Raw genomic sequence first — 26,987 nt, 5'->3', positions numbered from 1 at the left:
TGGGGTTTGAAATGCCGTCTGAAGGAGGTCGGGGCAGGAAAAGCAGTCCCGCTTCGGGGCGGAAGCGGCATAAGCCATTGCCCGGCAGCCGCCCCGTAACGGGATATGCCGTCTGAAATCACAAAAGGACACAAATATGTTTGTTTGGCACGAATACGGAAACGCGGCAGAAGCGGCGCAGTCTTTGGCCGATGCCGTAGCGGCTTCATTGCAGGGCGCGCTGGATGAAAAAGGCAGTGCGGTGTTGGCAGTCTCCGGCGGACGTTCGCCGATTGCGTTTTTCAACGCCTTGTCGCAAAAAGATTTGGACTGGGGCAAAGTGGGCGTTACTTTGGTTGACGAACGCGTCGTGCCGACCAACCACGCCGACAGCAATACCGGTCTGGTGCGCGAATACCTGTTGAAGAACAAAGCGGAAGCGGCAATGTGGATTCCTATGGTGGAAGACGGAAAAACTGAAACCGAATTACATCCCGATGCTGTTGTCGATTATGCGCTGAAACATTACAAGCAGCCCGATGTTTTGATTTTGGGTATGGGAAACGACGGGCATACGGCTTCGATTTTCCCGAAAGCTCCGCAGTTTCAGACGGCAATCGACGGTTCGGCAGGTGTCGCGCTGGTGCATACCACGCCCGTTACCGCGCCGCACGAGCGTATCAGCATGACTTTGGATGCGATTGCCCATACGGGGCATGTGTTTTTGGCGATTCAGGGCGCGGAGAAAAAAGCCGTGTTCGACCAAGCCGCACAAGGCGAAAACCGCGAATATCCGATCAGCTTCGTATTGAACCGCCAAGGAGTGAACTGCCATGTCTTCTACGCCGAATAAACACGCCGATTACCCGAGGCTGGTCGCCGACATCGGCGGCACAAACGCCCGTTTCGCATTGGAAACCGCGCCGCGCGTCATCGAAAAAGCCACCGTGCTTCCGTGTAAGGACTACGATACGGTTACCGACGCGGTGCGTGCCTATCTGAACCAAAGTGGTGCAACAGGCGTGCTGCACGCGGCATTTGCCATCGCCAACCCGATTTTAGGCGACTGGGTGCAGATGACCAACCACCATTGGGCATTCTCCATCGAAACCACCCGTCAGGCTTTGGGTTTTGAAACGTTGATTCTGTTGAACGACTTTACCGCGCAGGCATTGGCGGTAACGCAGACTTCAAGCAAAGACCTGATGCAGGTAGGCGGGCAAAAACCTGTCGAATTTGCCCCAAAAGCCGTTATCGGCCCCGGTACCGGCCTGGGCGTGAGCGGATTGGTGCACAGCCCCGCAGGCTGGGTGGCTTTGGCGGGCGAGGGCGGGCATACCAGTTTCCCGCCGTTTGACGATATGGAAGTGCTGATTTGGCAGTACGCCAAAAACAAATACGGCCATGTTTCTGCCGAACGCTTTTTGAGCGGCGCGGGCTTGAGCTTGGTTTACGAGGCTTTGGCTGCAAAACAGAAAGCGAAACCCGCCAAACTGATGCCGTCTGAAATCACGGAAAAGGCTTTGAGCGGCACGTCGCCTTTGTGCCGTCAGACTTTGGACATCTTCTGCGCCATGCTCGGCACGGTTGCTTCCAACCTCGCCCTGACGCTGGGCGCGCGCGGCGGCGTGTACCTGTGCGGCGGCATTATTCCCCGCGTGTTGGAATACTTCAAAACTTCCCCGTTCCGCAGCCGTTTTGAGAACAAGGGCAGGTTTGAAGCATATCTTGCCGCGATTCCCGTGTATGTCGTCTTGAGCGAGTTTCCCGGAATTTCCGGTGCGGCTGCGGCTCTCGACAACCATTTGAGAAACGTTTAACCACAGCGGCTCCTTGCAGCGGGGCTGCATTATCGAAGGGCATATCATTATGTTAAGCAAAATCAGCGAATCACTGGCAAACCTTTCCGGTGCGGAACGCAAAGTCGCCGAATGTGCATTGGCGGAACCCAAATGGTTCGTCCATGCCGCCGTTGCCGAAATTGCCGAACGTGCGTCCGTCAGCCAGCCGACCGTCATCCGATTCTGCCGCAGCCTCGGTTATAAAGGACTGCCCGAGTTCAAGCTCGCGTTGTCCGCCAGCATCGGTCATGAGGGTATGCCCTATGTCCACGAAGAACTCAACGCCGACGACGATATGGCAAGCGTGGTCGAGAAAGTATTGGGCAATGCCGCCGCCTCGCTGTTGGGCGAACGCCGCTTCCTGAAAGAGTCGGAGCTGGAAAACGCCATTGCCACACTGATGCACGCCCGCCGCGTCGAGTTTTACGGTGTCGGCAATTCCGGTATCGTCGCGCAGGACGCGCAGCACAAGTTTTTCCGTTTCGGCATGTCCACGGTCGCCTATGTCGATACGCACACGCAGCTGATGGCGGCATCCGTTTTGAGCGATCAGGATGTTTTGGTTGCCATTTCCAACACGGGTTCGTCTATCGAACTTTTGGATGCAGTCAGCATCGCCAAAGAAAACGGCGCGTCCGTCATCGCGCTGACCCGCAACGATTCGCCTCTGGCGCAACTTGCCGACTGCGTGTTGAGCGTTGCCACACAGGAAAACGCCGAACTCTACACGCCCATGGTTTCCCGCCTCTTGCAGCTTGCCGTCATCGATATTCTCGCCATCGGACTTGCCCTGCGCTTGGGCGATGCTGCCAGCCTGCAATTGCAGAAAAGCAAAAAAAGCATACACAACAAGCACATCGATTACGACAAAGATTGACCTTCAGACGGCATCCCGCAAATGCCGTCTGAAATGCCGGACAACGGCCGTCAGCGGCTTGCGGCAGTTTCCGGCAGCCTCTGCATCCCACAACAAAAAACCTCATTCAGGAGCATACAGATGAAACACCTTCACGACTTACCCGCATGGTCGAAATTGTGGAACCACTTTGACGACAGCAAAACATTGCATATGCGCGAAATGTTCGAGCAAGACCCGCAGCGTGCGGAACGCTACTGGCTGCAGGTCGGCGGACTGACGCTGGACTACTCCAAAAACCGCATCAACGACGAAACCATGTCGCTTTTGTTCGAGCTTGCCCGCGAAGCAGGCGTGCCGGAGCGAATGCGGCAGATGTTCCACGGCGAAAAAATCAATACGACGGAAAACCGCGCCGTCCTCCACGTCGCCCTTCGCAACCGCACCAATTCGCCGATTGTGGTTGACGGTGAAGATGTTATGCCCAAAGTCAACCGCGTTTTGCAACGTATGGGCGAATTTGCACACGAAGTCCGCAGCGGAAGCTGGCTGGGCTATACCAACCAAGTGATTACCGACGTTGTCAACATCGGCATCGGCGGATCGGATTTGGGCCCGCTGATGATGTGTACCGCGCTCAAGCCTTTCGGACATCCGCGCCTGAAGATGCACTTCGTCTCCAACGTGGACGGATCGCAACTGCGCGACGTATTGTCCAAAGTCCACCCCGAAACCACGCTGTTCATTATCGCCTCCAAAACCTTTACCACGCAGGAAACGCTGACCAACGCGCTGACCGCGCGCGAATGGTTTTTGAATCATGCGGGCGATGAAAGCGCCGTCGCCAAACATTTCGTTGCTGTTTCCACCAACCAAAAAGCCGTTGCCGAATTCGGCATCGACACCGCCAATATGTTTGAATTTTGGGACTGGGTCGGCGGCCGTTACAGCCTGTGGTCCGCCATCGGATTGCCGATTATGCTGTATCTCGGCGAAGAAAACTTCATCGAAATGCTCAACGGCGCGCACCTGATGGACCAACATTTCATCAACACTCCGCTCGAGCGCAACCTGCCCGCCATCCTCGCCCTTATCGGCATCTGGTACATCAACTACTACGGCGGCGGAAGCCACGTCATCGCGCCTTACGACCAACATCTGCACCGCCTGCCCAAATTCATCCAGCAGCTCGATATGGAGAGCAATGGCAAACAAGTGACCCTTGACGGCAAAGCTGTCGGTTACGAAACTTCGCCGATTATTTGGGGCGAAACCGGTATCAACGGCCAGCATGCCTTCTTCCAACTGCTGCACCAAGGTACGCACATCACGCCGATTGACCTGATTGCCTCCCTTGAAAAACGCAGCAACCTGCGCGGCCACCATGAAATCCTGTTGGCGAACGTCTTTGCACAAGCCGAAGCCTTTATGCGCGGTAAAACGCCGGACGAAGTGCGCGCCGAGCTTCAAGCTCAAGGCATGGACGAAGCGCGTATCGAAGAGCTGATTCCGCACAAAACCTTTTCCGGCAACCGTCCGACCAACCTCATCCTCATGGATAAAATCAATCCGCGCAATATGGGCAGCCTGATTGCCATGTACGAACACAAAACCTTCGTCCAAGGCATCATTTGGGGCATCAACAGCTTCGACCAGTGGGGCGTGGAACTCGGCAAACAACTGGCTAAAACCATTTTGGGCGAACTGACCGGCGAAACTGTGCCGCAAAAGCACGACAGCTCGACCGAACGCCTGATCAACCTCTACCTGCAAACCAACCGCAAATCATAAACACCGGGGCAAAATGCCGTCTGAAAGGTGTTCAGACGGCATTTTGCACGATACGGGTTTGAAAACGGGTCAAAGGCATCCCGCAATCCCGTATAATGCGCCGCACCATTTCAGACACTCACAGCCATACATCCCGCATCCGCCGTGTGTGGGAATATACGGGCAGACCGACAGTCCGTTTGGACGGAAAAGGAAATCCGATGAAAAAGAACTTACCCGCACTGGCATTGGCAAGTATGCTGATTTTGTCGGGCTGCGACCGTTTGGGTATAAGCAATCCGTTTTTCGAGAAGGAGGTTTCCTGCGGAAGCGAAGAGGCTAAAGAGATTTTGGTCAAACTTATCCGCGACAATGTCGAAGGGGAAACCGTCAAAACTTTTGACGATGACGCATTCAAAGAACAGGCATTTGCCGACATCGACATATCGCATATCCGCAGCATGATCGAACGTTTGGGCATAACCATCGATGAAATCCGTACTGCCGAAAAAACCGACACTTCCAGCAAACTGAAATGCGAAGCCACGCTGAAGTTGGAAGTGCCGGAAGATGTCGTCGGTTATGCCGTCGCCGCCAACCAATCCATAGGCAACAGCTATAAGAAAACGCCCGACTTTTTTGAACGCTACTACCGCAAAGAAGGCGCGTATTACATCAAAACTATTTCTTATAGCGTCCAGCCGACAGACGACAAAAGCAAAATCTTTGCCGAGCTGAATCAGGCGTACGAAGTCATCCATCCGCTCAGCGAGCTGGTGTCTATGGCACTGATTAAAGAGCCGTTGGACAAAGCGAAACAAAGGAACGAAGAACTTGAAGCGGCAGAAGCCGCCGCGCAGGAAGCGAGGGAGGCAGAAGAAGCGGCGGCGCAGGAGGCATTGAGCCAAGAACAGGAGGCAGCCCGCGTATCAGAATGGGAGGAGCGCTACAAATTGTCGCGCGGCGAGTTTGAACAATTTTGGAAAGGTCTGCCGCAAACCGTCCAAAACAAGCTGCAAGCCTCACAGAAAACATGGAAAAGCGGGATGGATAAAATCTGTGCCAGCAAGGCAAAAGCCGAAAGTGAAACGCCAAACGGCATAAAAATCAGCGAACTGGCATGCAAAACGGCGGAAACCGAAGCACGCTTGGAAGAGCTGCACAACCGCAAGAAAGCAGTGATTGACGAAATTATTAGGGAAGCAGACAAAAAAGAAAGGACTGCCAAGGCGGCATTGGATGGTGCGGTTCAGGCATTGCCCGCCGATATTGCCGAAACCGTTATGCCCGAATACCGAAACTGGCAAAACGGTTTGAATGCCAAATGCGCCGATGGCGACGAATACGGTTTGGCGCAATCTGACTGCCGTACTAAAGAAATCAATGCAAAAACCAAGGAAATCCAAGGGTATCTGATTAACTGACCTTCGATTTGAAGATGCCGTCTGAAATGCTTTTGCGTTTCAGACGGCATTTTTGCTGCTGGCCTTTTGGATGACGGTTTTGTTTATTCTGTAAAAAACGTATGTGCTCCAAGGTAGTTTTTGGCGTAAAACGGTGTGGAGAGTTTTTCGGTTTTGATGGTTTTGCCGCTGCTGGGGGCATGGATGAATTCGCCGTTGCCGATGTAGAGTCCGACGTGTGAGTAGCGGTGTGCGCCGCCGGTGTTGAAGAATACGAGGTCGCCCGCTTTGAGGCGGCTGTCGGGGATTTTGCGGCTGGCTGCCGCCATGTCGCGGGCGGTGCGGGGAAGGTTGACGTTAAGGGCGTTTTTGTAAACGAATTGGATCATGCCGCTGCAATCGAAGCCGGTTGCGGTGCTGCTGCCGCCCCATTTGTAGGGCGTGCCGATGAGTCCGAGGCTGTGGAGCATGAGTTCCTGCGAGCCTTGTGTGTGGTCGATGTGGCTGATGCGGACGGCTTGGATTTGCCGGACTGTCTGTTTGGGTTTCGGTTGGCGGTGTTTGCCGGAGGTCGTGCCGCATGAGGCGAGGAGCAGTGCGCTGAGACAGAGGAAAAGGGTTTTGTTGAGGGGAAACATGGTTTTTCCTTTGCGGGTTCGGATATGCCGTCTGAAGGTGTTTCAGACGGTATAGTGGATTAAATTTAAATCAGGACAAGGCGACGAAGCCGCAGACAGTACAAATAGTACGGAACCGATTCACTTGGTGCTTCAGCACCTTAGAGAATCGTTCTCTTTGAGCTAAGGCGAGGCAACGTCGTACTGGTTTAAATTTAATCCACTATATTTCTATAATAAACCTTCTATGGGCAGCAGGGATAGGATTTTTGCGGCGATGCGTTTCCAAAGTTTGGCTTCGGGTTCGTTCGGGTAGGTTTTTCGGGTGGCGGGATCGTGCCATTGCAGGCGGTTGTGTTTGTCGAGGGTAACGCGGTAGGCGTATTCGGGTGTGGTATCGGCGAGGGTGCGCTCCATCTGTTCTGCGATTTTGGGGCTTTCGATGACGACGCCCATTTCAGTATTGAGGCGTGCGGAACGGGGGTCGAGGTTGAATGAGCCGATGAAGATGCGTTTGCCGTCCACAATGAAGGTTTTGGCGTGCAGGCTGGTTACGGAGCTGCCGGTCAGGCCTTTGTCTTTTGTGGCGGGGACGGCATGGTTGGGTTGCAGCTCGTAGAGTTTGATGCCGGCTTTGAGCAGCGGTTTTCGGTATTTGACGTAGCCGGAATGGACGGCGGCAACGTCGGTCGCCTGTAGCGAGTTGGTCAGAACGGTAACGTCTATGCCGTCCTGCACCAGTTTTGCCAGTGCGTCTGTGCCGGATTTTGTGGGGACGAAATAGGGTGAAACCAGATAGACACTTTTTTCGGGCTGTTTGAGCGCGTCTTGCAGCCGCCCTGCAATCGGCGGTTTGCGGCGGTCGCGGTCGAGTCCTTTTGCAGGGTCGTCGCTGATCAGGCGGGTTTGGACGCTCTGCCAGTCGATGCGTCCTGTCTGTATTTTCCGGTAGAGGGGCGACTGTTCGACGGTTTCGCGGTAGCGCAGGAGCGCGTGTCTGGACGTTTCGTCGTTGTATCCGAGTGCTTGAAGACCCTTGCCGATGTTGCCGCTGCGGATGATGCGCGTGGCGTTGTGGGCGGAATGGCTTGCCCAGTAGCGGTCGAAGTCGTGCGATACTTCGCCGACGACGCTGCCGGTAGCGAGGATATCCAGGTCGGCGAAAACGGTGTCCTCACCGACTTTGAAATATTCGTCGCCGATATTGCGTCCGCCGAGTATGGTGGCGCGGTTGTCAGCGGTAAAGGATTTGTTGTGCATGCGGCGGTTGAGGCGGGGGAAGTCAGTCAGGTAGCCGAGTGCGCGCCATTTGCGGAAGACGAAGGGGTTGAACAGGCGCACTTCGATATTGGGGTGGCTGTCGAGGGCGAGCAGGAGGTCGTCCAAGCCGCGCGTGTTGTTGTCGTCCAACAGCAGGCGTACGCGCACGCCGCGTTCTGCGGCAAGGTACATCAGGTTGAACAGCAGCCGACCGGAAATGTCGTTGCGCCAGATGTAGTATTGCAAATCGAGGCTGTGTTCGGCAGATTCGATAAGGGCGGCGCGGGCGGCAAAGGCTTCGTGGGGGTCATTCAGCAAATAGATATCGGATAGCCCGTTGTTATGAGGGGTGTGCCGGATTTGCAGGATGTTGTCCAGGCGGACGGGTTTGGAAGTATTGAAATGGCGGCTTTCCGTCCGTTCTTCCAGTGGGGGCAGCCATGAAGAACATGAACAGAGAAGGAGACATAAAAGGGAAATGAGGCTGCGTGTTTTCATAGGAAATCGGTTCAGACGGCATTGCCTGTGTTTTGGGGTTGGCGCGCATGGAAGTGCGACATCATAATCCAAACGTTGAAACGGGTAAAAGTTTTGCGTGCGAACCGCTTCAGGACGGTGTGTTCCGTGTCAGGTTGGTGCCGTCTGAAACGTGCAGCCGATTGAATACCAGCGATGAGGCAAGGGTGATGCCGCCGATGCTGAGCAGGGTCATACGGAAGGCGGAATGCAGACCTGAAGAAGCCGGTATCAGAAATGTCCAGTTTTTAAGGATTAATGCGCCGGCAACAATGCCCATGCTGATGGCAAGCTGTTGGTTGACCGCCATCAGGCTGTTGCCGCTGCCGGTCTGTTGCGGGCGCAAATCGGCGAGGGTCAGTGTGTTCATGGCAGAAAACTGTAGGGAGTTGCACGCGCCGATCGCCAGTGAGAGGAAAATCCAAATCCACAGTGGCGAGTTTCCGTCAGGCAGGGCAAGTAGCATGATGAAGGCGGCAAGCAGCTTGGTGTTCCAAAGCAGTACCGTACGGTAGCCAAAACGTTTCATGAGCGGTGCAATCAGCGGTTTGACCAGCAGCGAAGATAGGGCGACGGGTGCGACCAGCCAACCCGACAGGCTTGCGCCGAAGCCGAAAGCGACTTGAAACATCAGGGGCATCAGAAAAGGAATTGAGCTGATGCCGAGACGGCTGAACAGATTGCCTGCCAGTCCCAGACGGAAAGTGCGTATCAGAAACAGGTCGGCGGAATAAATCGGTTTGGACGTGGTTTTCATATGTCGGAAATAACGGCGTGCAAACAGCAGTCCGCCGCACAGCGGCAACAGTGCAAAATACGGAGGCAGCGCGTGCGACAGGCTTTCTGCCGCAAGCAGCAGCAGGCAGGCGGCAGCGGAAAAGGTCAGATAGCCTTTGAAATCCAGAGCGGTATCGTTGCCTTTGACATCGGGCATGATGTTGCGTCCCAATATAAACCCCAGCAGACCGATGGGCAGGTTGAGCAGGAAAATCCAGTGCCACGAAGCGTATTCGACCAGATAACCGCCCGCCAAAGGTCCCAACACAGGGCCGATCAGTGCAGGCATGACCGCATAATTGATGGCGTTGAGCAGCTTAGACTTGTCGTACACACGCAAGATGGTCAGACGCGGTATCGGAACCAGCATCGAACCGCCGATGCCCTGAACGACACGGGAAAGCGTCAATTCAAACAGCGAACCCGATGCGGCACACAATGCTGATCCGAGCATAAAAACGGCAATCGAACCGAAAAAGACTTTTTTCGTTCCGAACTTGTCCGCCAAATAACCGCTCAAAGGAATCAGCAGGGTAACCGTCAGCGTATAGGCAACGACTGCCAGTTGCATATCCAGAGGCGATTCGTTCAGGTCGGCGGCAATTTCGGGCAGTGCGGTATTTAAAATGGTCGCATCCAACATCTGCATAAAAATGGCAATTGCCAGCAGAAGCGGCAGCCAAGGGGATGGTGCGCGGGCGGATAGGGTGTTTTTTTCCATAGGGCGATTGTACCCCATTCTCACGCCGCGACCGCTTCCAAATGCCGTCTGAACGGCGGTAAGGCGCAAACCTTACACGTTTACAAATAAATGAAACGCCATTTTATTATAATGATTACTATTATCAAATAATAGACGAAATAAGGCAGGGCAAGCATCAGCGCGGGAAGCCGCAAGGAAAATCAGATTATTTTTTAAAATTACACTTGACCCGCAACAGTCAATTACTTAAAGTAAACGCTTACCTTTCTACAGAAAAAAACGGGTTTCCCGTTATCAAAAAAAATGAGCGCAACCACTCCCCCAAAAATCATCCGATACGACAGCAATCCGACAGATGTCTATTTTTTCGGCACCTGCGTCCTCGATCTCTTTATGCCCGAAGCCGGTATGGATGCCATTACCCTAATCGAGCAGCAGGGCATACGCGTCCATTTCCCGATGGCGCAAAGCTGCTGCGGCCAACCCGCCTACTCTTCCGGTCACCCGACCGAGGCGTTTGATGTCGCCAAAGCGCAACTCGACCTTTTCCCCGAGGAGTGGCCGATTGTCGTGCCGTCCGGTTCGTGCGGCGGTATGATGAAACACCATTGGCCGACGCTGTTTAAAGGCAGCGAGTACGAGGAAAGGGCTGTGGATTGCGCCAGCCGCATCATCGAGTTTACCCACTTCCTGCTTGCCATCGGCTATAAACCTGAAGACAAAGGCGAGCCAGTCAAAGTCGCCGTTCACACTTCCTGCGCCGCCCGCCGCGAAATGAATGTCCATCTCTCGGGCTGGCAGTTGATTGACGGCATGGAAAACGTCGAGCGCGTCGTCCACGACCACGAAAGCGAATGTTGCGGCTTCGGCGGTACATTCTCCGTCAAACAAGCCGATATTTCCGGCGCGATGGTTACGGACAAAGTCGCCGCGCTGAAAGAAACCGGTGCGACCGAAATCATCAGCGCGGACTGCGGCTGCATGATGAACATCGGCGGCAAAATCGCTAAGGACGAACCGAATATGCCGCGTCCGAAACACATCGCATCCTTCTTGTTGGAACGTACCGGAGGCAAAGTATGAGCGCGCGCGAAAATATTTTGGCAAAACTGAAAAAAGCCGATGCCTTGCCGATGGAAGAGCCTGCGGTTTTCGATTATTACCGCGAAAAGGGTGTTTACTGGGACAGCGAAGCCGAGCGTTTGAAACATTGGGCTGCCGCAATGCGCGCGGTCAAAACCGAAATCTATTGGGTGACGAAAAGCAATTGGATGCAGGTTTTCCGCGAAGCGGCAGAAGGCAAGGGTTTGAAAAACATCCTTCTGCCTCTCGCAACCGAGCACGGACAAATCGCCCGTGCCGCGTTGGCGGGCAGCAATATCGAACCGATTGCCTTTGAGCGCGAAATCGATACTTGGAAAACCGAGTTTTTCGCGAACATCGATGCAGGCTTCAGCGGCGCACAATGCGGCATCGCCCGTACCGGTACGCTGATGCTGTTTTCCAGCCCTGAAGAGCCGCGTACTTTAAGCCTCGTTCCGCCCGTGCATTTCTGCCTGTTCGATACGTCCAAGATGTACAACGAGTTTCATAACGCCGTCGAAGGCGAAAAACTGGTGAAAAACGGTATGCCGACCAATGTATTCCTGATTTCCGGCCCGTCCAAAACCGCAGACATCCAACTGACGCTTGCTTACGGCGCACACGGTCCGCGCGATTTGGTCATCCTCGCCATCCTGCCCGACCACATTTCCCCTACCGATTTGGAGGAAAACGCATGACTACGCAAACCATCAAGTTCCACATGAAGCCGGAAACTTTCAAACAAAATGCCGCAATTTCCCTTCAAGACAAGCCTTTGCGTAAAAGCCTACGTACCGCGATGGATATGCTGATGACCAAGCGCAAAGCCGTTTTGACCGACGAAGAAGAGCTGCAAAGCCTGCGCGATTTGTGCGAACACGTCCGTCAGCGTTCCCTGTCCAAATTGCCCGCGCTGTTGGAGCAGTTGGAAGAAAACCTGACCAAGCTGGGCGTGAAAGTGCATTGGGCGGAAACCCCTGCCGAAGCCTGCCAAATTATCCACGACATCATCACAGCCAAAAACGGCAAGCTGATGGTCAAAGGCAAATCGATGGTCAGCGAGGAAATCGAGCTGAACCATTATCTTGAAGCAAAAGGCATTAAAGCGGTAGAAAGCGACTTGGGCGAATTTATCGTCCAAATGGCAGGCGAAAAACCGACCCATATCGTGATGCCCGCCATTCACAAAACCAAAGAACAGGTTAGCGAACTTTTCCACCAAAATCTTGGAACTCCCTTAACGGACGACGTGGACCAACTGACCGGCTTCGCCCGCAAAGCCCTGCGCGATATTTACAGCACTGCCGATGTCGGCTTGAGCGGCGTAAACTTCGCCGTTGCCGAAACGGGTACGCTGTGTCTGGTCGAAAACGAAGGCAACGGCCGCTTGAGTACCACCGTTCCGCCCGTGCATATCGCTATTACCGGTATTGAAAAAGTGGTGGCGAAATTGTCCGATATCCCTCCCTTGTACAGCCTGCTGCCGCGTTCCGCCATCGGTCAGAACATCACAACCTATTTCAATATGATTACCGGCCCGCGCCGCAGTGAGGAATTAGATGGTCCGCAGGAAATGCACTTGGTTCTGCTCGACAACGGCCGCAGCCAGGCTTATGCTGAAGACCAAATGCGCCGCACCCTGCAATGTATCCGTTGCGGCGCGTGTATGAACCATTGCCCGGTTTATACCCGCATCGGCGGCGCGGCATACGGCACAACCTATCCCGGCCCGATTGGCGAGATTATTTCCCCGCACCTGTTGGGTCTGGATGCCACCCGCTACCTGCCGACCGCCTGTACCATGTGCGGTGCGTGTGTGGAAGTCTGTCCGGTACGCATCCCGATTACCGAACAAATGCAACGTTTGCGCGTTGAAGCACAACGTTCGCCGACCGAAACCGTGCCGCACCCCATCCGAGGGCAAGGCGCATCGCATACCTTCGGCGAACAAATGGCGTGGCGCACATTCAACGGTATTTTCAGCGGCAGCAAAACCTACCGCGCCTTCGGTTGGGCGGCTACCAAATTCCGCAACCTGACCCCTCGCAAACAGTTGGGTTGGACGCAAAACCGCGTACCGATGAAACCGGCGAAGAAAACCCTGCACGAACTGATGGCGGAAAAAATGCGCCAAAAAGAAAAAGCATAAGCGATTGTGTATGAAATGCCGTCTGAAATCTTTTCAGACGGCCTTTTAGTTATGCGGATTTTAATCCCAGGTCTGCTTCCGGAGCGGTTTTCAAATCGGACTTGTACGGTTTGACCCACTCGGACTTTTCAGCCGCCTCAAGTCGGCTGCCTCCCTGTCAATTCCAGCCGACAGATAGTCGAACAATTCGGACGGGGCGGTTTTCCTACTTAAAAATACTTTTATTTCTCGGCTGACATACAGTTCAGACGGCATGACCTACTCCGATATTTTTATCAATAAGCAGACTTTATCCCGCTGTTCTTGCGGCAATGATAACACATACCGCAACAATGTCTTTGCAGTATTATCCCACCACCCGGTTGATTTCATACCGGCATATATAGGCGAAATTCATACGGGTGGGCGAATACATGGGGGGGAACTGCAACAGGGTGCGTGTTTGCGGATAGCTTGTGTAAGCACAAAAGTGTGTAACAGCCTGATAATTGGCTGGAAGCTTGCAGCTTTTTGCATTGCCGATTTGTCGGCAGTAACGTTGGCTTTGGCATTTTCTTCTGTTTTAAGGTAACTTGTGGCAAGCTTCCTCCATAAATGGCGAAAACTCAAGCATACCCCAGCACATTCAGGGTAATAAAAAAGCCCTGAAACTGTTATATTTCAAGGCTCTATGCATACTTCAGGATACTGCTGAAAATAGGGTATGGTGGAGGCGGGGGGAATCGAACCCCCGTCCGAAAGTCCTCTACAAAGCGTTCTACATACTTAGTTGTGTCTATTTGAAAATCTTATTTCCATCATGCCGACCAACAGGCCTTTTGGAAACCAGTTACCTTAAGTCTTATTTCCTGCCAAGTAACCCGGCTGGAAACCAGTCAATGTAAGATGACGTTGCAGTGGCTTTCGCCACACAGCCCATTGACCGACTGCTGCAACGGCTAGCCTTAAGCGGCTAAAGCGTAAGTTTCGTCGTTTGCGACTATTTGAATTCAGTGTTTTACGGGAATCTGAGACCCCGGTATGCCCGCATCTGCTTCGCAACCCCCGTCGAAACCAAGGTCGCCCCCAGAAATGGTTTGCAAATTATACGGATATTGTGCGGTGCTGCCAAGTCTGTCGGAGAAATTTGTCAGTCTTGCTGCCTTAATTTGCGTTTGAGCAGGATGCGGACGCAGCCGTCGTTGCCTTCCCGGGGTTCGACGTAGGCGAGTACGTCGGGGTGCTGCATCAGCCAGTTTCGGGTCATGTTTTTGAGTACGGGCGTGTAGCCTTTGGAACCTAATCCGCTGCCGTGGATGATTTCTCCGCATACGCCGCGTTTTTGGGTGAACTTGATGAATTCGTTGAGGACTTTTTGGGCTTCTTCTTGGGTGTAGCCGTGCAGGTCGACATCGGTAACGACGGGATAGTATCCGTTTTTCAGGCGTTGGATGTCGTTTTTTCCCTGTCCGTTTTTGCTGAAGCTAGCGGGCGGGTCGTTGTATGTGCTGCCGATGTAGAAGTAGTTTTCTTCGTCGGCGCGGTTGTCTTTGGGACGGACTTTGATGGGGGTTTTGTCGGGCGGCGCATAATATTGCTGCCGGGTTTTTAATGGGGAGACTTGTCCGACTGCTTGTGAAAAATCGAAATCCTGTTCTTGTTTTTGCTTGTTTTTTTCGGCTGCCTGTTTTTCTGCCGCTTCTTTTTTGGCCTGTTTGCCCAATTGTTTGAGGATGTTTTGGAAGTCGGTATTCATATTTTTTCCTGTTATTTGTCCGATGGCTGTTTCGGGCGGGGGTTTAATTTGCCGGAATGTTTGCCAAGCGGGGGCGGATGATTTTGTTGCCGTCGTATGTTTTTTGAAAGTGTGATTGTATATCAAAAAGAAATGCGGCAACCGTCGGCAGTGTCGATTGCCGGAAATGCGGGCCGGTCGAACCGATATGCCCGAACGCCTGATAAAGTTTTAAAAACCTGCTTTGTGAAGCAGGTTAATGGTTTTGCCAATCTTGAATTGCCGGAAACTCGAAACACGGAAATCTGATGTTTTATAAATGTTCCGATACGAACCGCAAAATATTGGTTTTGTTTCTGACAGGCAAAAGCACTGTTTATTTGGCTGTCAAAAGGGATGGTTAAGGAAAGCTATGCCCCCTTTGATGAAGTGCACCCTAGATAAGGATGGTTGCGCTGACGGCTTCAGACGGCATTTTGGCGGCGGCGGTGTTGGGTTTTGTATCCGGTTTGCCGTTGTGTCTTGCGATGATGATTTTGGGCGCGGTTTTTCTGTTTTGATGTGTGAAATGCCGTCTGAAAGGCGGTTCAGACGGCATAGTGGTCATTTTTGTGCGGTCAGGCGGTCGAATATGCCGCCGTCGGCGAAGTAGGTTTTCATGATGTTGTCCCAGCCGCCGAATTTTTCTTCGGGAGAGAAGGTGTCTAAGTCGGGGAAGTCGGCTTTGTGCCGCGCCAATACTTCGGCGTTACGCGGGCGCAGGTAGAGTGAGACGGCGAGTTCTTGCGCCGGTTCGCTCCAAAGGTATTCGAGATAGGATCGGGCGACTTTTTGCGTACCTTTTTTCGCGACGACGCTGTTGACGACGGCAACGGGGCTTTCGGCGGAAATGGTGTAGCTCGGATAGACGATTTCAAACTGTCCTTGGGTCAGTTTTTTACTGACGTAGTTGGCTTCGTTTTCAAAAGTGATGAGTACGTCGCCGATGTTGCGTTGTGTAAAAGTGGTGGTGGCGGCGCGTCCGCCGTTTTCAAAAACGGAGGTGTTTTTGAGGATGGATGCGACGAGTTTTTGGGCATCCTGTTCGTTGCCGTTGTTGGCTTTCAGACCGTAACCGTATGCGCCGAGGAAGGCGTAGCGTCCATTGCCCGAGGTTTTGGGATTGGCGATGACGATGTTAACGCCGTCTTTGGCAAGGTCGTTCCAATCGCGGATCTGTTTGGGGTTGTTTTTTCGGACAAGGAAAACCATAGTGCTGGTGTAGGGCGCGGCGTGGTCGGGGAGGGCTTGTTGCCAGCCTTTTTCTACCAGTCCTTTTTTTTCGAGCAGGTCGATGTCGGAGGATTGGTTCATGGTTACGACATCGGCTTGAAGGCCGTTGGCTACGGATAATGCCTGTTTGCTGGAGCCGCCGTGGGACTGTTGGACGCTGACGGATACGCCGGGATGTTCGGATTGGTATGCCTTGATAAATAAAGGGTTGTATTCTTTGTAAAAATCCCGTGCCACATCGTATGAGGCGTTGAGCAGGGTAATGTTTTTTCCGTCGGATTCGGTATTGGCCGGGGAATTTTGTCCGGACGGATGGTTTGAATCGGCTGCGGGGCTGCAGGCGGTGAGCAGGGCTGCGGTATAGAGTGCCGGTGCGTAGGTTTTCATATGTTGTCCTGTCGGTTGGTAGATGGGGCAACTTTATACGGCTGTCTGCGCTTGTGGAAATAATGTTTGATTTGAAGATTATCAGTTTTGGTTATAAGGACGGGTCAGAGGTGTTTGCGCATCAGTTCGCATTTGATTTTGATGCTGGGGTCAAGCTGCAATACTGCCGAACCGAGCGATTCGTAGCGGTTGAGGAAGTAAAACGGGACGGAGTTGAGCGATGCGTAGAGTTTCAGAAAGCTCAAACCGGATTTGTGGGCGATGGTTTCCGCCTGACGGAGCAGGGCAGTGCCCAGCCCGAGGTTGTGGAACAGGGGGTGGACGTAAAGCGCATCGAGTTGTGCTTCTTGGCAGTCGATTTGGAAAAATCCCTGTATGTTGCCTTTGTATTCGGCAACCCAAAGTGCTTTGTCGGGGTCGGAAATGGTAGGCAGGTAGCTTTCTGTGTTTAACAGGCCTTCCCATACTTTTAGGGCGTGTTCGTTGTAGCTGAGGATGCAGGTGTATTGGACGGAGTGCAGGTGGACGTTGAAGATGTCTTTGCAGTCTTGCACGGTGGCGGGGCGTAACAGTGTCAGCAGGCTCATGGCGGTATGTCGGCGGCTTCAGACGGCATCTGTGCCGTTGGTCGGATTATAGGGACTGATGCAGTTTTTTTGCTTCTTGAAATGCGGTGTCCGAATCGGTGGTTAAAACGGTGAAATGCCCCATTTTCCGCCCTTTCCGTGCGGCTTTTTTGCCGTATAGGTGCAGGTGTGTATTCGGATGGCTTTGCAACGGCAGCCAATCCGGTTCGCCGCCGTCTTCCTGCCAAACGTCGCCCAAAATATTTGCCATACAGCAAGAACTCAGTAATTTGGTATCGGCAGGCGGCAGGTTGCACATAATGCGTACCTGCTGCTGGAACTGGTCTGCTGCGCAGGCATCTATCGTATGGTGTCCGGAATTGTGCGGGCGCGGCGCGATTTCGTTGACGACCAATTCATGCGTGTCGCCGACAACAAACATTTCCACCGCCAATACGCCGACATAATCCAATTCGTCCGCCAAGCGTTGCGCCATTTGCCGCGCCTGTTGCTGCACGTCGGCACTCAGCCGAGCGGGGACGATGGAATAAGCCAAGATGCCGTTTTCGTGGATGTTTTCGGCGGGGTCAAAGGTTTGCACGTTTTCATTGTTCAGACGGCATACGACCACGGAAATTTCGCCGCGCAAATCCACCATTTTTTCCAAAACGCAATCCACACCGCCGTGTTCGGCAAACGCGGCTTTGAGTTCGTCCACCGTTTTGACGCGGATTTGACCTTTGCCGTCGTAGCCCAAAGTGGCCGTTTTCAGGATGCCGGGCAAAAATTGCGCGCTTGCTTCAGTAATGTCTTCGGCTTTGCAAACCGCTTGATACGGCGCGGTTTGTAGGCCTGCTTTGCGTATCCATGCCTTTTCCTGAATGCGGTTTTGCGCAATGGCAACGCAGTCGCCGTTGGGGGAAACATTGGTGTGTTTGGCGAGAAAACGCATCGCGTCGGCATTGACGTTTTCAAACTCGGTCGTAACCGCCGCACATTTTGCCAATTCTTCCAAAGCGGCCGAATCATCAAACGGCGCGCACAAATGGCGGTTGGCAAATTCCGCTGCCGGAGCGTCCGGATCGGGGTCGAGTACGGTTACTTTGTAGCCCATGGTTTTGGCGGCAACGGCAAACATTCTGCCTAATTGTCCGCCGCCGAGGATGCCGAGCATTGCGGGCGGAGAAAGAGATATGTTTTTCATGCTGATTCTTCAAATTGTACAAGTTGATATCTATAACTAATTCTTGACGGATGTCTTGTATCGCTGGAATTACCAGTTTCAGAAATACAGAATACTTTTTCCATAAATTTTTCTGTTTTTAGAAATTCCAGTATTCTGTTTTTTTCATCCTTATAAGCACCGCGGTCTGTACCCCATGCAAGAATAATCATATCAGCATCTTCCAAACATCCTTTAAATTTGGAAAAATCGGTTTGGGTGTTTGCCCTAATTCCTGTTTGCTGTGTAGAGTAACTGGAAAAAATATTTAACATTTTGAAGTTGGTAAAACCGTACATATCCAAGAAACGTGCAAGTTGGGTAAGGGTTTTGTCGCTTCTTTCATCATTTGCTTTACTTGGATTAATTCCTATAGCAACAGCTGAGAAATTTTTAGGATTTTCTGTGTTGCCGCTCCATCTAACCGTTAGGATTTCTCGATTTTTTTCATTATCTGTATAGAGACCATCTTTGGTAGTCGGTCTGAGTGTTTGGCGAAGCTCATAAAGTTTTTCATAAGTCATTTATCCAACCCCTCCTGCACCATCTGCGCTGCGCGGATTACTGCACGGGCTTTGTTTTGTGTTTCCTGCCATTCTGATTCAGGATTGGAGTCGGCAACCACGCCTGCGCCGCTTTGGACGTATAGCGTGTTGTTTTTCACCACGGCTGTACGGATGGCGATTGCCAAATCCATATCGTTGTTGAAGCCCCATACGCCGACCGCGCCGCCGTAGATGCCGCGTTTGCTCGGTTCAACTTCTTCGATGATCTCCATGGCGCGGACTTTGGGTGCGCCGGAGAGTGTGCCTGCGGGGAAGGTGGCGGCGAGGATGTCCATGTTGGTGATGCCCTCTTTCAGATGACCTTCGACGTTGGAAACGATGTGCATCACATGGGAGTATTTTTCAATCACCATTTTATCGGTTACTTTGACTTCGCCTGTTTTGCTGATACGGCCGACGTCGTTGCGCCCTAAATCGATAAGCATGACGTGTTCGGCGATTTCTTTGGCGTCGCTTAATAAGTCTTGCTCGTTGGCAAGGTCTTCAGCAGGGGTTTTGCCGCGCAGGCGCGTGCCGGCGATGGGGCGGACGATGACGTCGTCGCATTCGCGGCGGACGAGGATTTCGGGCGAGGAACCGACGATGTGGAAATCGCCGAAATCGTAGTAAAAGAGATAAGGCGAAGGGTTGAGCGTGCGCAGGGCGCGGTAGAGGGCGAGCGGGCTGTCGGTAAATTCCATGCTCATGCGCTGGCTGGGGACGACCTGCATGCAGTCGCCTGCGAAGATGTAGTCTTTGATTTTGTTGACGCAGGCTTTGAACGGCTCTTCGCCGAACTCGCTGACAGCTTCGGTGTGTTTGCTGCCGAGCGAGAGTGGGATGGCGCAGCTTTGGCGCAACTGGGTGCGGATGTCTTCGAGGCGTTCGCGGGCGCGTTCGTAGCCGTCGGGCTGCGAGGGATCGGCATAAACGATGAGGTGGATTTTGCCGCTCAAATTGTCGATAACCGCCAACTCTTGCGACAGCATCAGCAGAATGTCGGGCGTGCCGAGCGGGTCGGCTTTGGCGGTGTTTTTCAGGCGGTGGGCGAAATGCTCGAAATTGTAGATGGTTTCGTAACCGAAGTAGCCGACCAATCCGCCGGTAAAGCGCGGCAGGCTTGGGATTTCGGGCGTTTTGAAACGGTTGTGAAAGGCTTCGATAAAGGGCAGCGGATTGCCGTCGTGTTGCTCGATGATTTCGCCGTTTTGGTAAACATCGACGTGTTTGCCGCTGGCTTTGAGATAGTGGCTGCAAGGCAGGCTGATAAAGGAATAGCGGCCGAAACGCTCTCCGCCGACAACGGATTCGAGCAGGTAGGTATAGGGGCGGTTGGCGAGTTTGAGATAGAGGGAAAGCGGCGTATCCAAGTCGGCAAGGAGTTCTTGCACGAGCGGGATGCGGTTGTAGCCTTGGGTGGCTTGGGCTTGGTATTCTTGCTTGCTGATCATTTCTGCTTTCCCAAAAGGCGGTTTCAGACGGCATGATAAGGGGTGCGAGTATAGCATTTTATCGGAATTGTTGACAGTCTGACCGGAGATGCCGTCTGAAAAAAGACGGGCTTACGGCTTTGTTTTGCGCTGCCGGTATTGTTTCCATTTAAACAGATAACCTGCGGTTACGGGAATCAGGGCCAAGATGGTTTTGAACGTCCATGATGCATACCAAGGTAAAGAACCGGGTGCGACCGATTGATTCAGATACGGCCACCAACAGGCAGTCAGGCAGCCGAGCAGCAGCGGCCAGATATGCCGGCTGAGGTTTTTTTGCCAAAGGAGGAATGATGCGGCAGACCAAAGCAGGGTAAGGGCAGTGATTTTTAACACGGTATAAGTATCCGCTCCAAACAGGGCGGCGAGAAAATACGTACCGGCAATCCAGAGGACGGCAAGTATCAGCACGATGATTTCTTCAGGTCGTTTGAACATTTTTTTCTTCCTATTTGATTTCAGACGGCATTGCCGTTCTGTTTGGTTTCCAGCAGCTCCCAGCGTTCCAGCTTTTCCAAAAGCAGCATTTCGATTTCTTCGGCACGGTTTTGCAATGCACCTGCTTTTTCGTAATCTTTGAAAATTTCAGGATCGGAAAGCTGGGTATTGATTTCAGCCTGCTCGGTTTCCAAAGCGGCGATTTCGTCGGGCAGGGCGTCGAGTTCGCGCTGTTCTTTGTAGGAAAGTTTGACCGTGCGGTTGGCTTTGGGTTTTTCTTTGGCGGGTTCGGCATCGGATGCTTTGGGTGCGGATGCCGTCTGAATTTTATCTTCCCGCGATTTTGCGTCGATATAGTCCTGATAGCCGCCGATGTATTCTTTCAGACGGCCTTGTCCTTCGAAAACAATGCTTTGGGTAATTACATTGTCGAGGAACATACGGTCGTGCGAGACGAGGAATACCGTGCCTTGGTAATCGCGCAGCAAATCTTCGAGCAACTCTTGGGTGTCGATGTCCAAGTCGTTGGTCGGTTCGTCCAAGACCAAAATATTAGCAGGACGGGTAAAAAGTTTTGCCAGCAAAAGGCGGTTGCGTTCGCCGCCGGAGAGCGATGAGACGGGGCTTTGTGCGCGGGCTGGATGGAACAGGAAATCTTCCAAATAGCTCATCACATGCTTTTTCTTACCGCCGACTTCGACGTAATCATTGCCCTGTCCGAGTGTGTAAAACACGGTGTCGTTTTCGTTCAACGCGCTGCGGAACTGGTCGAAATAGGCAACCTCCTGCTTACTGCCGATACGGATTCTGCCGTAGGTCGGCTGCAATTCGCCCAAAATCAGCTTGAGGAAGGTGGTTTTGCCGATGCCGTTTGGACCGATTAAGCCGATTTTGTCGCCGCGCTGCAAAATCGCGGAGAATTTATCCATGATAACTTTGTCGCCATAGGCAAACGAGGCGTGTTCCAGCTCGGCGATGATTTTGCCGCTTTTTTCGCCGCTGTCGAGCTTGAAGTTGACCTGCCCCTGCACGTTGCGGCGTTCGGCGCGTTGGCGGCGCAGCTCTTCCAAACGGCGCACGCGGCCTTCGTTGCGGGTACGGCGCGCTTCGATGCCTTTGCGTATCCATGCTTCTTCCTGAGCATGGAATTTGTCGAATAGGCGGTTATGTTCGGCTTCAACCGCCAATTCCTGCGCTTTTTTCTCGCTGTATTTGGAGAACGAGCCGGGATAGGAGCGCAGAATGCCGCGATCGAGTTCGACAATGCGCGTGGCGATATTATCCAAAAAACGGCGGTCGTGGGTAATCACGACCAAGCTGCCTTCAAACGCTTTGAGCAGGTTTTCCAGCCAGATAATCGCGTCGATGTCCAAATGGTTGGTCGGTTCGTCCAGCAGCAAAACGTCGGGCTTTTGCACCCAAGCCTGCGCCAAAGCGACGCGCTTTTTCTGACCGCCGGAAAGGTTGCCGATTTTTTCATTTTCCGGCAAACCGAGTTCGCCCAAAGTCTGCTTGACTGCCGCATCCAGCTTCCAGCCGTCCTTCGCTTCGATTTCAAGTTGCAATTCGTTGAGCTCTTTCAACAAAGCCTCACTCGAACCATTTTCCAACTCATGACCGATGCTGTGGTAACGGCGCAATAAATCACGGATTTCGCCCAAACCTTCGGCAACGGTATCAAATACGGTTGCGTCCTTATCAAAAAACGATTCCTGCGGCACATAAACGATTTTGAGGTTGTTTTGAACGATAATCTGCCCATCGTCGAGTTTCTGCACGCCGGCAAGAATTTTCAGAAACGAAGACTTACCCGCACCGTTGCGGCCGATTAAACCGATTTTCTCGCCGCTGTCGAGTTGAAAAGAAGTTTTGTCGAGCAAGGCGACGTGGCCGACGGCAAAGGAAGCGTTTTCTACGGATAATATATTCATAATGTCAATTTCCAACAATTAACGTTTGGATTTTGCCGCAAGTTTGGCGCGGGCAATTTCGATGATGCCGGGCAGGACGGAAACAATAATGATACCGCCCATCACCAAGCCCAGATTGTTTTTTACGACGGGGAAGTTGGCAAAGAAATAGCCTGCATAAGAAAACAGGATAACCCACAAGAAGCCGCCGATGATGTTATAGCGGATAAATTTGGCATAGTGCATTTTCCCCATACCGGCAACAAAGGGAGCAAAGGTGCGGACGATGGGCACAAAACGCGCGATGATAATCGTTTTGCCGCCGTGTTTTTCGTAAAAACGGTGGGTTTTATCGAGATATTCGCGTCGGAAGATTTTAGAATCGGGGTTGGCGAACAGCCTGCCGCCGAAATACTTACCGACGGTAAAATTGAGCGCGTCGCCGAGTATGGCGGCAACAAATAGCAGCATAACCATCAGATGAATATCCATACCGCCCAGCGCGGCAATCCCTCCGGCGGCAAACAGCAGCGAATCGCCGGGCAGGAAGGGCGTAACAATCAGGCCGGTTTCGCAAAACACGACGACAAATAAAACGGCGTAAATCCAAATGCCGTATTGCGCCGACAGCGCAAGCAGGTGTCGGTCGATATGGAGGATGAAGTCGATGGCGGAGGCAAGCACGGTGCGTTCCTAAAAAAACAGACCGCGTATTTTAACCGATTGGAAAAATGCCGTCTGAAAAGTTTCAGACGGCATTGGTTTTATTTTTTCCTTGCAAGGCAAAAGGCGGTCAGCCCCGCGCAGCGGTTGCTTTTTTGTATGCAGATTTCAAGGCGGCATATTGAAGCCAGTATGCGGTTGATGACGGGATGGTGCCGCATCAGTTGGGATTTGGGATTTTGTCCGGATCTCAACCGTCCGAGCAGGCGGACGGTTGCGGCAAGGGGGAATACTGCGCCAAAATAATAGTTCCCCCCGAGGACGGACAGCCCGGTGCTGCGGATTAAGTTCTCGAGCTGTGTCAGGCGGTAGCGGCGGTAATGTCCCAAAAATTCGTCGTGCCCGCTCCATAGGGACTGGAAGGCGGGTACGGAAATCAGGAATTCCGTACCGGAAGGGACTTTTGCGATATAGTCCTCAAGCATTGCCTTGTCGTCTTCGACGTGTTCCAAAACATCCATCATCAGAACCAGGTCGGCATCGCTCATGCCGATGGTGCGGCGGAAATGAATCGGTTTGCCGCAATATGCCTCATCTTTTTCACCCGTGTAGGCGGTGTCGATGCACAATGCTTCGCGTATATCGGAATTTTCCAGCAGGAAGTGTGAAAAAAAGGCGGAGCCTGCGCCGACATCCAGCACTTTGCGGAAGGTTCTGCCTTTTAAAAGATTGGCAACGGCAAGTGCTTTGGATACGTAATACCAATGGCTGTTGATGCTGTCGCCCAAAATACCGCTTTCTTTCACATCCATCTTATTATCCTTTCTTTCGGTTTTTTAAAATATATCGGGGACGCTGTTTGGTTTCGATATAGATACGTCCGATATATTCGCCGAGTATGCCGATACCGATGAGCTGGATTCCGCCGAGAAACAGGATACAGGCCAAAAGCGACGGGTAACCGGGAATATCTTTTCCATAGACGAGCGTTCGGAGAATAATCAATGAGCCGTATAAAAATGCGGTAAATGCAAACAAAAAGCCGATATACGTCCATATTTTGAGCGGGACGGTCGAAAATCCGGTAATGCCGTCCCAAGCGAGATTCCAAAGTTTCAAGGCATTGAATTTGGTATGGCCGATGATGCGTTTCGGACGGGTGTATTCGATAACTTCCCCTCTGTCCGGCCAGGAAAGCAATCCTTTCATAAAGAGGTTTCGTTCGGGCATTTTGATAACGGTGTCGATGATGTCGCGTGAAATTAGTCGGAAATCGCCGACATTTTCTTCGATTCTGACGGGGCTGATTTTATTGTAAAGTTTATAGAAGAAGGACGCGCTCCATCTTTTGAGCGGATGGTCTTGCGTGCGTCCGATACGTTTTGCCAATACGGTTTTTGCGCCGGCGTGCCATCTTTCGAGCATAGTCGGAATCAGCTCTATGGGGTCTTGAAGGTCGACGTCAATCGGAATGGCGGCATTGCCCGATGCGTGTTCCAAGCCGGCGAAAAGGGCGTTTTCCTTGCCGAAATTGCGTGTAAAGTGCAGCGGTTTGACCAAGGGGTCTGCAAGGGCGAGGTTTTCCAAAATGGTTTCCGTATTGTCTGTGCTCCCGTCGTTGCAGAAGACGATTTCGACTTCGTATTTTTGAAGCCCCCTGCTTTCCCTGACGGCACGGTAGAAGATCGGAATGGCGGCTTCTTCATTCCACACCGGGACGATAAGCGATATTTTCATGGTTTTCCTTTTGTTTGGGCAAAAACAAGGTAACTCGAGCACAGGTAGCCATATATCAGACTGATGGCGGAAAATCCGACGGCAGCGACCTGCGGCGGCATAGCAAGGGCATCCGATGCCAAACCGCTTGCCGATGCCGCAAAACCCATAAACAGTACGAAACAGGCATAGCGTTTGAAGGAAGCTTTTGTACCGAACGTCCATCTTGCATTTGCGGCAAAACCGAATGCTGAGGCTGAGGCAAAGGCTATGAGGTTTGCGGCGGCGGCGGAATATTGCCGGTTTGACAGCACGGTAAAAACGGCGATATGGATTAGGGTGTTGATGATGCCGACCGTGCCGTAACGCGCGAACCGTTTGAGCCGCATATCAATGCCGTCTGAAAAGCGACCATTCCCCTATGGTCTTGATATGGGAAACACGGGAGCAGGAGGGATTGGCGGCAAGCAATTTTTCCAATGCGTCCGACGTATGGTTGGCGGTCAGGATAAGCAGGTAGTCATAGCGGCGGCAGTCTGTTTTCCGAGTCAGGTTATATTCGGACAAAAACCTGACTTGACTGTACCCGTCATACATTTCTTTCATTTTCATGCGGACGGGCATAGCGTGCGCCGAGGCAAAGCTGTAATCCGCCCACCCCTGCCTTTCGGCCTGATACCATTGTGCGATATGGAAGAACTCGCCGCCCGAAGTCAGGCTGCCTTCGCTGATGGACAAGGGGTCGTTGACAGTCAGGACTTTTTTGCCGTTTTCCATCATTTGGGAAATCTTTATAAAATCAGCCAGCTTCTGCGAGCGGTCAAAAAGGACGTTGTTAAGGTAGGCTTTGCCCGTCAGCGCAGCGATGCACAAGGCGAACAACAGGCAGGCTGCTTCCGATATTTTTGCTGCGGTCCTACCCGGCGTTTCCGGTTTCTTTTCCCAAATCAGATAATAAAAAGGGACGAACAGGGCGAAGCGTTCGTAAAGGAAGCTGGTTTGAAAGGTAAAATGAGGCATCAGGAAATAAACCGCAAGACAGGCAAGCAGCGGGACGTACCGGCTTTTTTCCCGAGTGGGGCGGCAGTTTGCCGCTATGGGGGCGGCAAAGAGGAAGAGGCAGGCAATGTCGTAGTAGAACAGGACCGACATATTCCAAGGCAGGTAGGCAATTTCCAGTATTTTGTCCCAAAAGGAATGTTGGATAAAGTTGTCTTCAAATGCCTTATAGGGGACGGGGTTGGGTTTTGCGGTATAACGTGCCAAAAGGGCGGCGAAAAAGAGATAGGCGGCTGTCAGGGAAAAACGCTGTTTCCAAGGGATTTCTTTGATTCTGAAAAGAAAGTATCCGTATGAAAGCAAGCAGAAAAACGAAAAGGTCAGAATATGGGAGAAGTACGACCATATCCCCAATGCGGCAACGGCGGCAAGCATCTTTGCCGAGGGGTTTTCAATCCAACGCTTGTTGGTAATGAAAAACAGTATGCCGACGGGAATGCCCATAATGTAGCCGATAAAGCCCCATTGAAAGGCAAATCCGAAAAAGCAGGTCAGCGCGACCCAGTCGGTCATCCTTTCCGCCCCCATTTCCTTTCTCATTTTGACTGCCGCATAAATGAAAAATAAAAATTCGAGGGCGACCAAAGCCTTAGAAGAAGCATTAATGCCCATAAACTGATACAGCGCCAACCATAGGGCGTAAACGGTCAGATAAGGCGTATCCCAATTTATTTGCAGCATATCTGCCCACGGACTGCGGTGTTTGAGCAAATCATCCAAGGCGGCAACCTGCGCGGCGTGCTGCGGCAGGTCGTTCATCGGCAGGTATTTCGGATAAAACAGGAAACATACTGTTGCAAGGACGGTAAGGAAAAACAGCCTGTTTTGTATTTTGTCGGATAAAGGTAGTGCGATGTTCATCAAAATTTTCTTGGTTGTTTCATTCCTACCCGTCAGGATATTAGTATGTTTGAAAGGTAAGCTTTTCTAAATTGGGACGCACATAGGACCGAACTGTATGTGTGTCCCGTGGTATGGCAGTTGGCTTTTACATAACAAAACAATTGTTACGGTTGACATAATAAAGAAATCGGGGGGGGGGGGGAGGTTT

Annotated in this window: 26 protein-coding genes, 1 other RNA gene and 1 pseudogene; 9 read left to right on the top strand and 19 right to left on the bottom strand. The window is 52.3% G+C overall.

Annotated elements, in window-relative coordinates:
* Positions 1 to 136: 136 nt before the first annotated feature.
* From pgl to Q9J32_RS10145, 5 genes are all read left to right on the top strand, one after another.
* The gene (gene pgl, locus Q9J32_RS00135; RefSeq protein ID WP_301883862.1) at positions 137 to 832 is read left to right on the top strand and encodes a 6-phosphogluconolactonase; all 696 of its coding nucleotides are present in this window, start codon (positions 137 to 139) and stop codon (positions 830 to 832) included.
* A complete protein-coding gene (locus tag Q9J32_RS00130; RefSeq protein WP_301883864.1) occupies positions 813 to 1,799 on the top strand; it encodes a glucokinase in 987 nt (328 codons plus the stop codon). The genes pgl and Q9J32_RS00130 overlap by 20 nt, the downstream gene beginning before the upstream one ends.
* A gap of 49 nt (positions 1,800 to 1,848) precedes the next feature.
* Positions 1,849 to 2,697, top strand: a complete 849-nt coding sequence (gene hexR, locus Q9J32_RS00125) for a DNA-binding transcriptional regulator HexR (RefSeq protein WP_002213148.1) — start codon at positions 1,849 to 1,851, stop codon at positions 2,695 to 2,697.
* A 120-nt stretch (positions 2,698 to 2,817) separates the two neighbouring features.
* On the top strand, positions 2,818 to 4,467 hold the full coding sequence (pgi, locus tag Q9J32_RS00120) for a glucose-6-phosphate isomerase (protein WP_301883912.1): 1,650 nt from the start codon (positions 2,818 to 2,820) through the stop codon (positions 4,465 to 4,467).
* Positions 4,468 to 4,667: 200 nt separating this feature from the next.
* A complete protein-coding gene (locus Q9J32_RS10145) occupies positions 4,668 to 5,870 on the top strand; it encodes a DUF1311 domain-containing protein (RefSeq protein ID WP_301883865.1) in 1,203 nt (400 codons plus the stop codon).
* An 83-nt stretch (positions 5,871 to 5,953) separates the two neighbouring features.
* Here Q9J32_RS10145 and Q9J32_RS00110 read toward each other — a convergent pair whose 3' ends face one another.
* Positions 5,954 to 6,487 carry a C40 family peptidase gene (locus tag Q9J32_RS00110; RefSeq protein ID WP_301883867.1) on the bottom strand — a complete coding sequence of 178 codons (534 nt, stop codon included), beginning with the start codon at positions 6,485 to 6,487 and terminating at the stop codon, positions 5,954 to 5,956.
* A gap of 47 nt (positions 6,488 to 6,534) precedes the next feature.
* On the opposite strand from Q9J32_RS00110, the pseudogene Q9J32_RS10140 reads away from it, so the two are divergent.
* Positions 6,535 to 6,749, top strand: a pseudogene (locus Q9J32_RS10140) (hypothetical protein); the annotation flags it as partial.
* Here the strand turns inward: Q9J32_RS10140 and Q9J32_RS00105 are convergent.
* Together Q9J32_RS00105 and Q9J32_RS00100 are read right to left on the bottom strand one after the other, a co-directional pair.
* Positions 6,698 to 8,224, bottom strand: coding sequence for a phospholipase D family protein (locus Q9J32_RS00105; protein ID WP_301883869.1), 1,527 nt, complete (start codon positions 8,222 to 8,224; stop codon positions 6,698 to 6,700). The pseudogene Q9J32_RS10140 and the gene Q9J32_RS00105 overlap by 52 nt on opposite strands.
* 109 nt (positions 8,225 to 8,333) lie before the next feature.
* Positions 8,334 to 9,809: an MFS transporter gene (locus Q9J32_RS00100; protein ID WP_301883871.1), complete on the bottom strand. Its 1,476-nt coding sequence runs from the start codon at positions 9,807 to 9,809 to the stop codon at positions 8,334 to 8,336.
* Positions 9,810 to 10,025: 216 nt separating this feature from the next.
* Between Q9J32_RS00100 and Q9J32_RS00095 the strand changes: the two genes are divergently transcribed.
* Genes Q9J32_RS00095 through Q9J32_RS00085 form a run of 3 tightly spaced genes read left to right on the top strand, consistent with a single transcriptional unit; the run spans position 10,026 to position 12,954 of the window.
* Positions 10,026 to 10,805, top strand: coding sequence for a (Fe-S)-binding protein (locus Q9J32_RS00095; RefSeq protein WP_301883873.1), 780 nt, complete (start codon positions 10,026 to 10,028; stop codon positions 10,803 to 10,805).
* Positions 10,802 to 11,503, top strand: a complete 702-nt coding sequence (locus tag Q9J32_RS00090) for a LutC/YkgG family protein (protein WP_301883874.1) — start codon at positions 10,802 to 10,804, stop codon at positions 11,501 to 11,503. The genes Q9J32_RS00095 and Q9J32_RS00090 overlap by 4 nt, the downstream gene beginning before the upstream one ends.
* Positions 11,500 to 12,954, top strand: coding sequence for a LutB/LldF family L-lactate oxidation iron-sulfur protein (locus Q9J32_RS00085; protein WP_301883877.1), 1,455 nt, complete (start codon positions 11,500 to 11,502; stop codon positions 12,952 to 12,954). The genes Q9J32_RS00090 and Q9J32_RS00085 overlap by 4 nt, the downstream gene beginning before the upstream one ends.
* A gap of 90 nt (positions 12,955 to 13,044) precedes the next feature.
* Here Q9J32_RS00085 and Q9J32_RS00080 read toward each other — a convergent pair whose 3' ends face one another.
* The 16 genes from Q9J32_RS00080 to Q9J32_RS00005 all read right to left on the bottom strand — a co-directional run bounded on the left by Q9J32_RS00080 (position 13,045) and on the right by Q9J32_RS00005 (position 26,797).
* Entirely contained in the window at positions 13,045 to 13,209 is a 165-nt protein-coding gene (locus Q9J32_RS00080; protein ID WP_301883880.1) for a hypothetical protein, read from the bottom strand.
* Positions 13,210 to 13,658: 449 nt separating this feature from the next.
* Positions 13,659 to 14,021: a transfer-messenger RNA gene (gene ssrA / locus Q9J32_RS00075) on the bottom strand.
* A gap of 62 nt (positions 14,022 to 14,083) precedes the next feature.
* Positions 14,084 to 14,689: a Smr/MutS family protein gene (locus Q9J32_RS00070; RefSeq protein ID WP_301883883.1), complete on the bottom strand. Its 606-nt coding sequence runs from the start codon at positions 14,687 to 14,689 to the stop codon at positions 14,084 to 14,086.
* A gap of 415 nt (positions 14,690 to 15,104) precedes the next feature.
* On the bottom strand, positions 15,105 to 15,266 hold the full coding sequence (locus tag Q9J32_RS00065; protein WP_301883885.1) for a hypothetical protein: 162 nt from the start codon (positions 15,264 to 15,266) through the stop codon (positions 15,105 to 15,107).
* 5 nt (positions 15,267 to 15,271) lie between these two features.
* Positions 15,272 to 16,327, bottom strand: coding sequence for a sulfate ABC transporter substrate-binding protein (locus Q9J32_RS00060; protein ID WP_301883887.1), 1,056 nt, complete (start codon positions 16,325 to 16,327; stop codon positions 15,272 to 15,274).
* 104 nt (positions 16,328 to 16,431) lie between these two features.
* The gene (locus tag Q9J32_RS00055; RefSeq protein ID WP_301883891.1) at positions 16,432 to 16,914 is read right to left on the bottom strand and encodes a GNAT family N-acetyltransferase; all 483 of its coding nucleotides are present in this window, start codon (positions 16,912 to 16,914) and stop codon (positions 16,432 to 16,434) included.
* Positions 16,915 to 16,960: 46 nt separating this feature from the next.
* On the bottom strand, positions 16,961 to 18,097 hold the full coding sequence (locus Q9J32_RS00050) for a 5-(carboxyamino)imidazole ribonucleotide synthase (protein WP_301883893.1): 1,137 nt from the start codon (positions 18,095 to 18,097) through the stop codon (positions 16,961 to 16,963).
* Positions 18,094 to 18,639: a DUF1643 domain-containing protein gene (locus Q9J32_RS00045; protein ID WP_107819284.1), complete on the bottom strand. Its 546-nt coding sequence runs from the start codon at positions 18,637 to 18,639 to the stop codon at positions 18,094 to 18,096. The genes Q9J32_RS00050 and Q9J32_RS00045 overlap by 4 nt, the downstream gene beginning before the upstream one ends.
* The gene (gene trpE, locus Q9J32_RS00040) at positions 18,636 to 20,111 is read right to left on the bottom strand and encodes an anthranilate synthase component I (RefSeq protein ID WP_301883896.1); all 1,476 of its coding nucleotides are present in this window, start codon (positions 20,109 to 20,111) and stop codon (positions 18,636 to 18,638) included. Before trpE ends, Q9J32_RS00045 begins: the two co-directional genes overlap by 4 nt.
* A 111-nt stretch (positions 20,112 to 20,222) precedes the next feature.
* The gene (locus Q9J32_RS00035; protein ID WP_107819282.1) at positions 20,223 to 20,588 is read right to left on the bottom strand and encodes a hypothetical protein; all 366 of its coding nucleotides are present in this window, start codon (positions 20,586 to 20,588) and stop codon (positions 20,223 to 20,225) included.
* A 20-nt stretch (positions 20,589 to 20,608) separates the two neighbouring features.
* The gene (locus Q9J32_RS00030) at positions 20,609 to 22,519 is read right to left on the bottom strand and encodes an ATP-binding cassette domain-containing protein (RefSeq protein WP_301883900.1); all 1,911 of its coding nucleotides are present in this window, start codon (positions 22,517 to 22,519) and stop codon (positions 20,609 to 20,611) included.
* Positions 22,520 to 22,537: 18 nt separating this feature from the next.
* Positions 22,538 to 23,182, bottom strand: coding sequence for a DedA family protein (locus tag Q9J32_RS00025; RefSeq protein WP_301883903.1), 645 nt, complete (start codon positions 23,180 to 23,182; stop codon positions 22,538 to 22,540).
* Between the two features lie 80 nt (positions 23,183 to 23,262).
* Entirely contained in the window at positions 23,263 to 23,973 is a 711-nt protein-coding gene (locus tag Q9J32_RS00020; RefSeq protein ID WP_301883905.1) for a methyltransferase domain-containing protein, read from the bottom strand.
* A gap of 4 nt (positions 23,974 to 23,977) precedes the next feature.
* Positions 23,978 to 24,898, bottom strand: coding sequence for a glycosyltransferase family 2 protein (locus Q9J32_RS00015; RefSeq protein WP_301883907.1), 921 nt, complete (start codon positions 24,896 to 24,898; stop codon positions 23,978 to 23,980).
* Positions 24,895 to 25,266: a GtrA family protein gene (locus tag Q9J32_RS00010; protein ID WP_301883908.1), complete on the bottom strand. Its 372-nt coding sequence runs from the start codon at positions 25,264 to 25,266 to the stop codon at positions 24,895 to 24,897. The genes Q9J32_RS00015 and Q9J32_RS00010 overlap by 4 nt, the downstream gene beginning before the upstream one ends.
* Before the next feature lies 1 nt (position 25,267).
* A complete protein-coding gene (locus Q9J32_RS00005; protein ID WP_301883909.1) occupies positions 25,268 to 26,797 on the bottom strand; it encodes a hypothetical protein in 1,530 nt (509 codons plus the stop codon).
* Between the last annotated feature and the right edge of the window lie 190 nt (positions 26,798 to 26,987).

This window comes from Neisseria uirgultaei (assembly GCF_962719845.1).
Taxonomy (GTDB): domain Bacteria; phylum Pseudomonadota; class Gammaproteobacteria; order Burkholderiales; family Neisseriaceae; genus Neisseria; species Neisseria bergeri.
The sequence above is the reverse complement of the archived record's forward strand: the minus strand, read 5'-3'. Positions and strand labels throughout refer to the sequence as shown.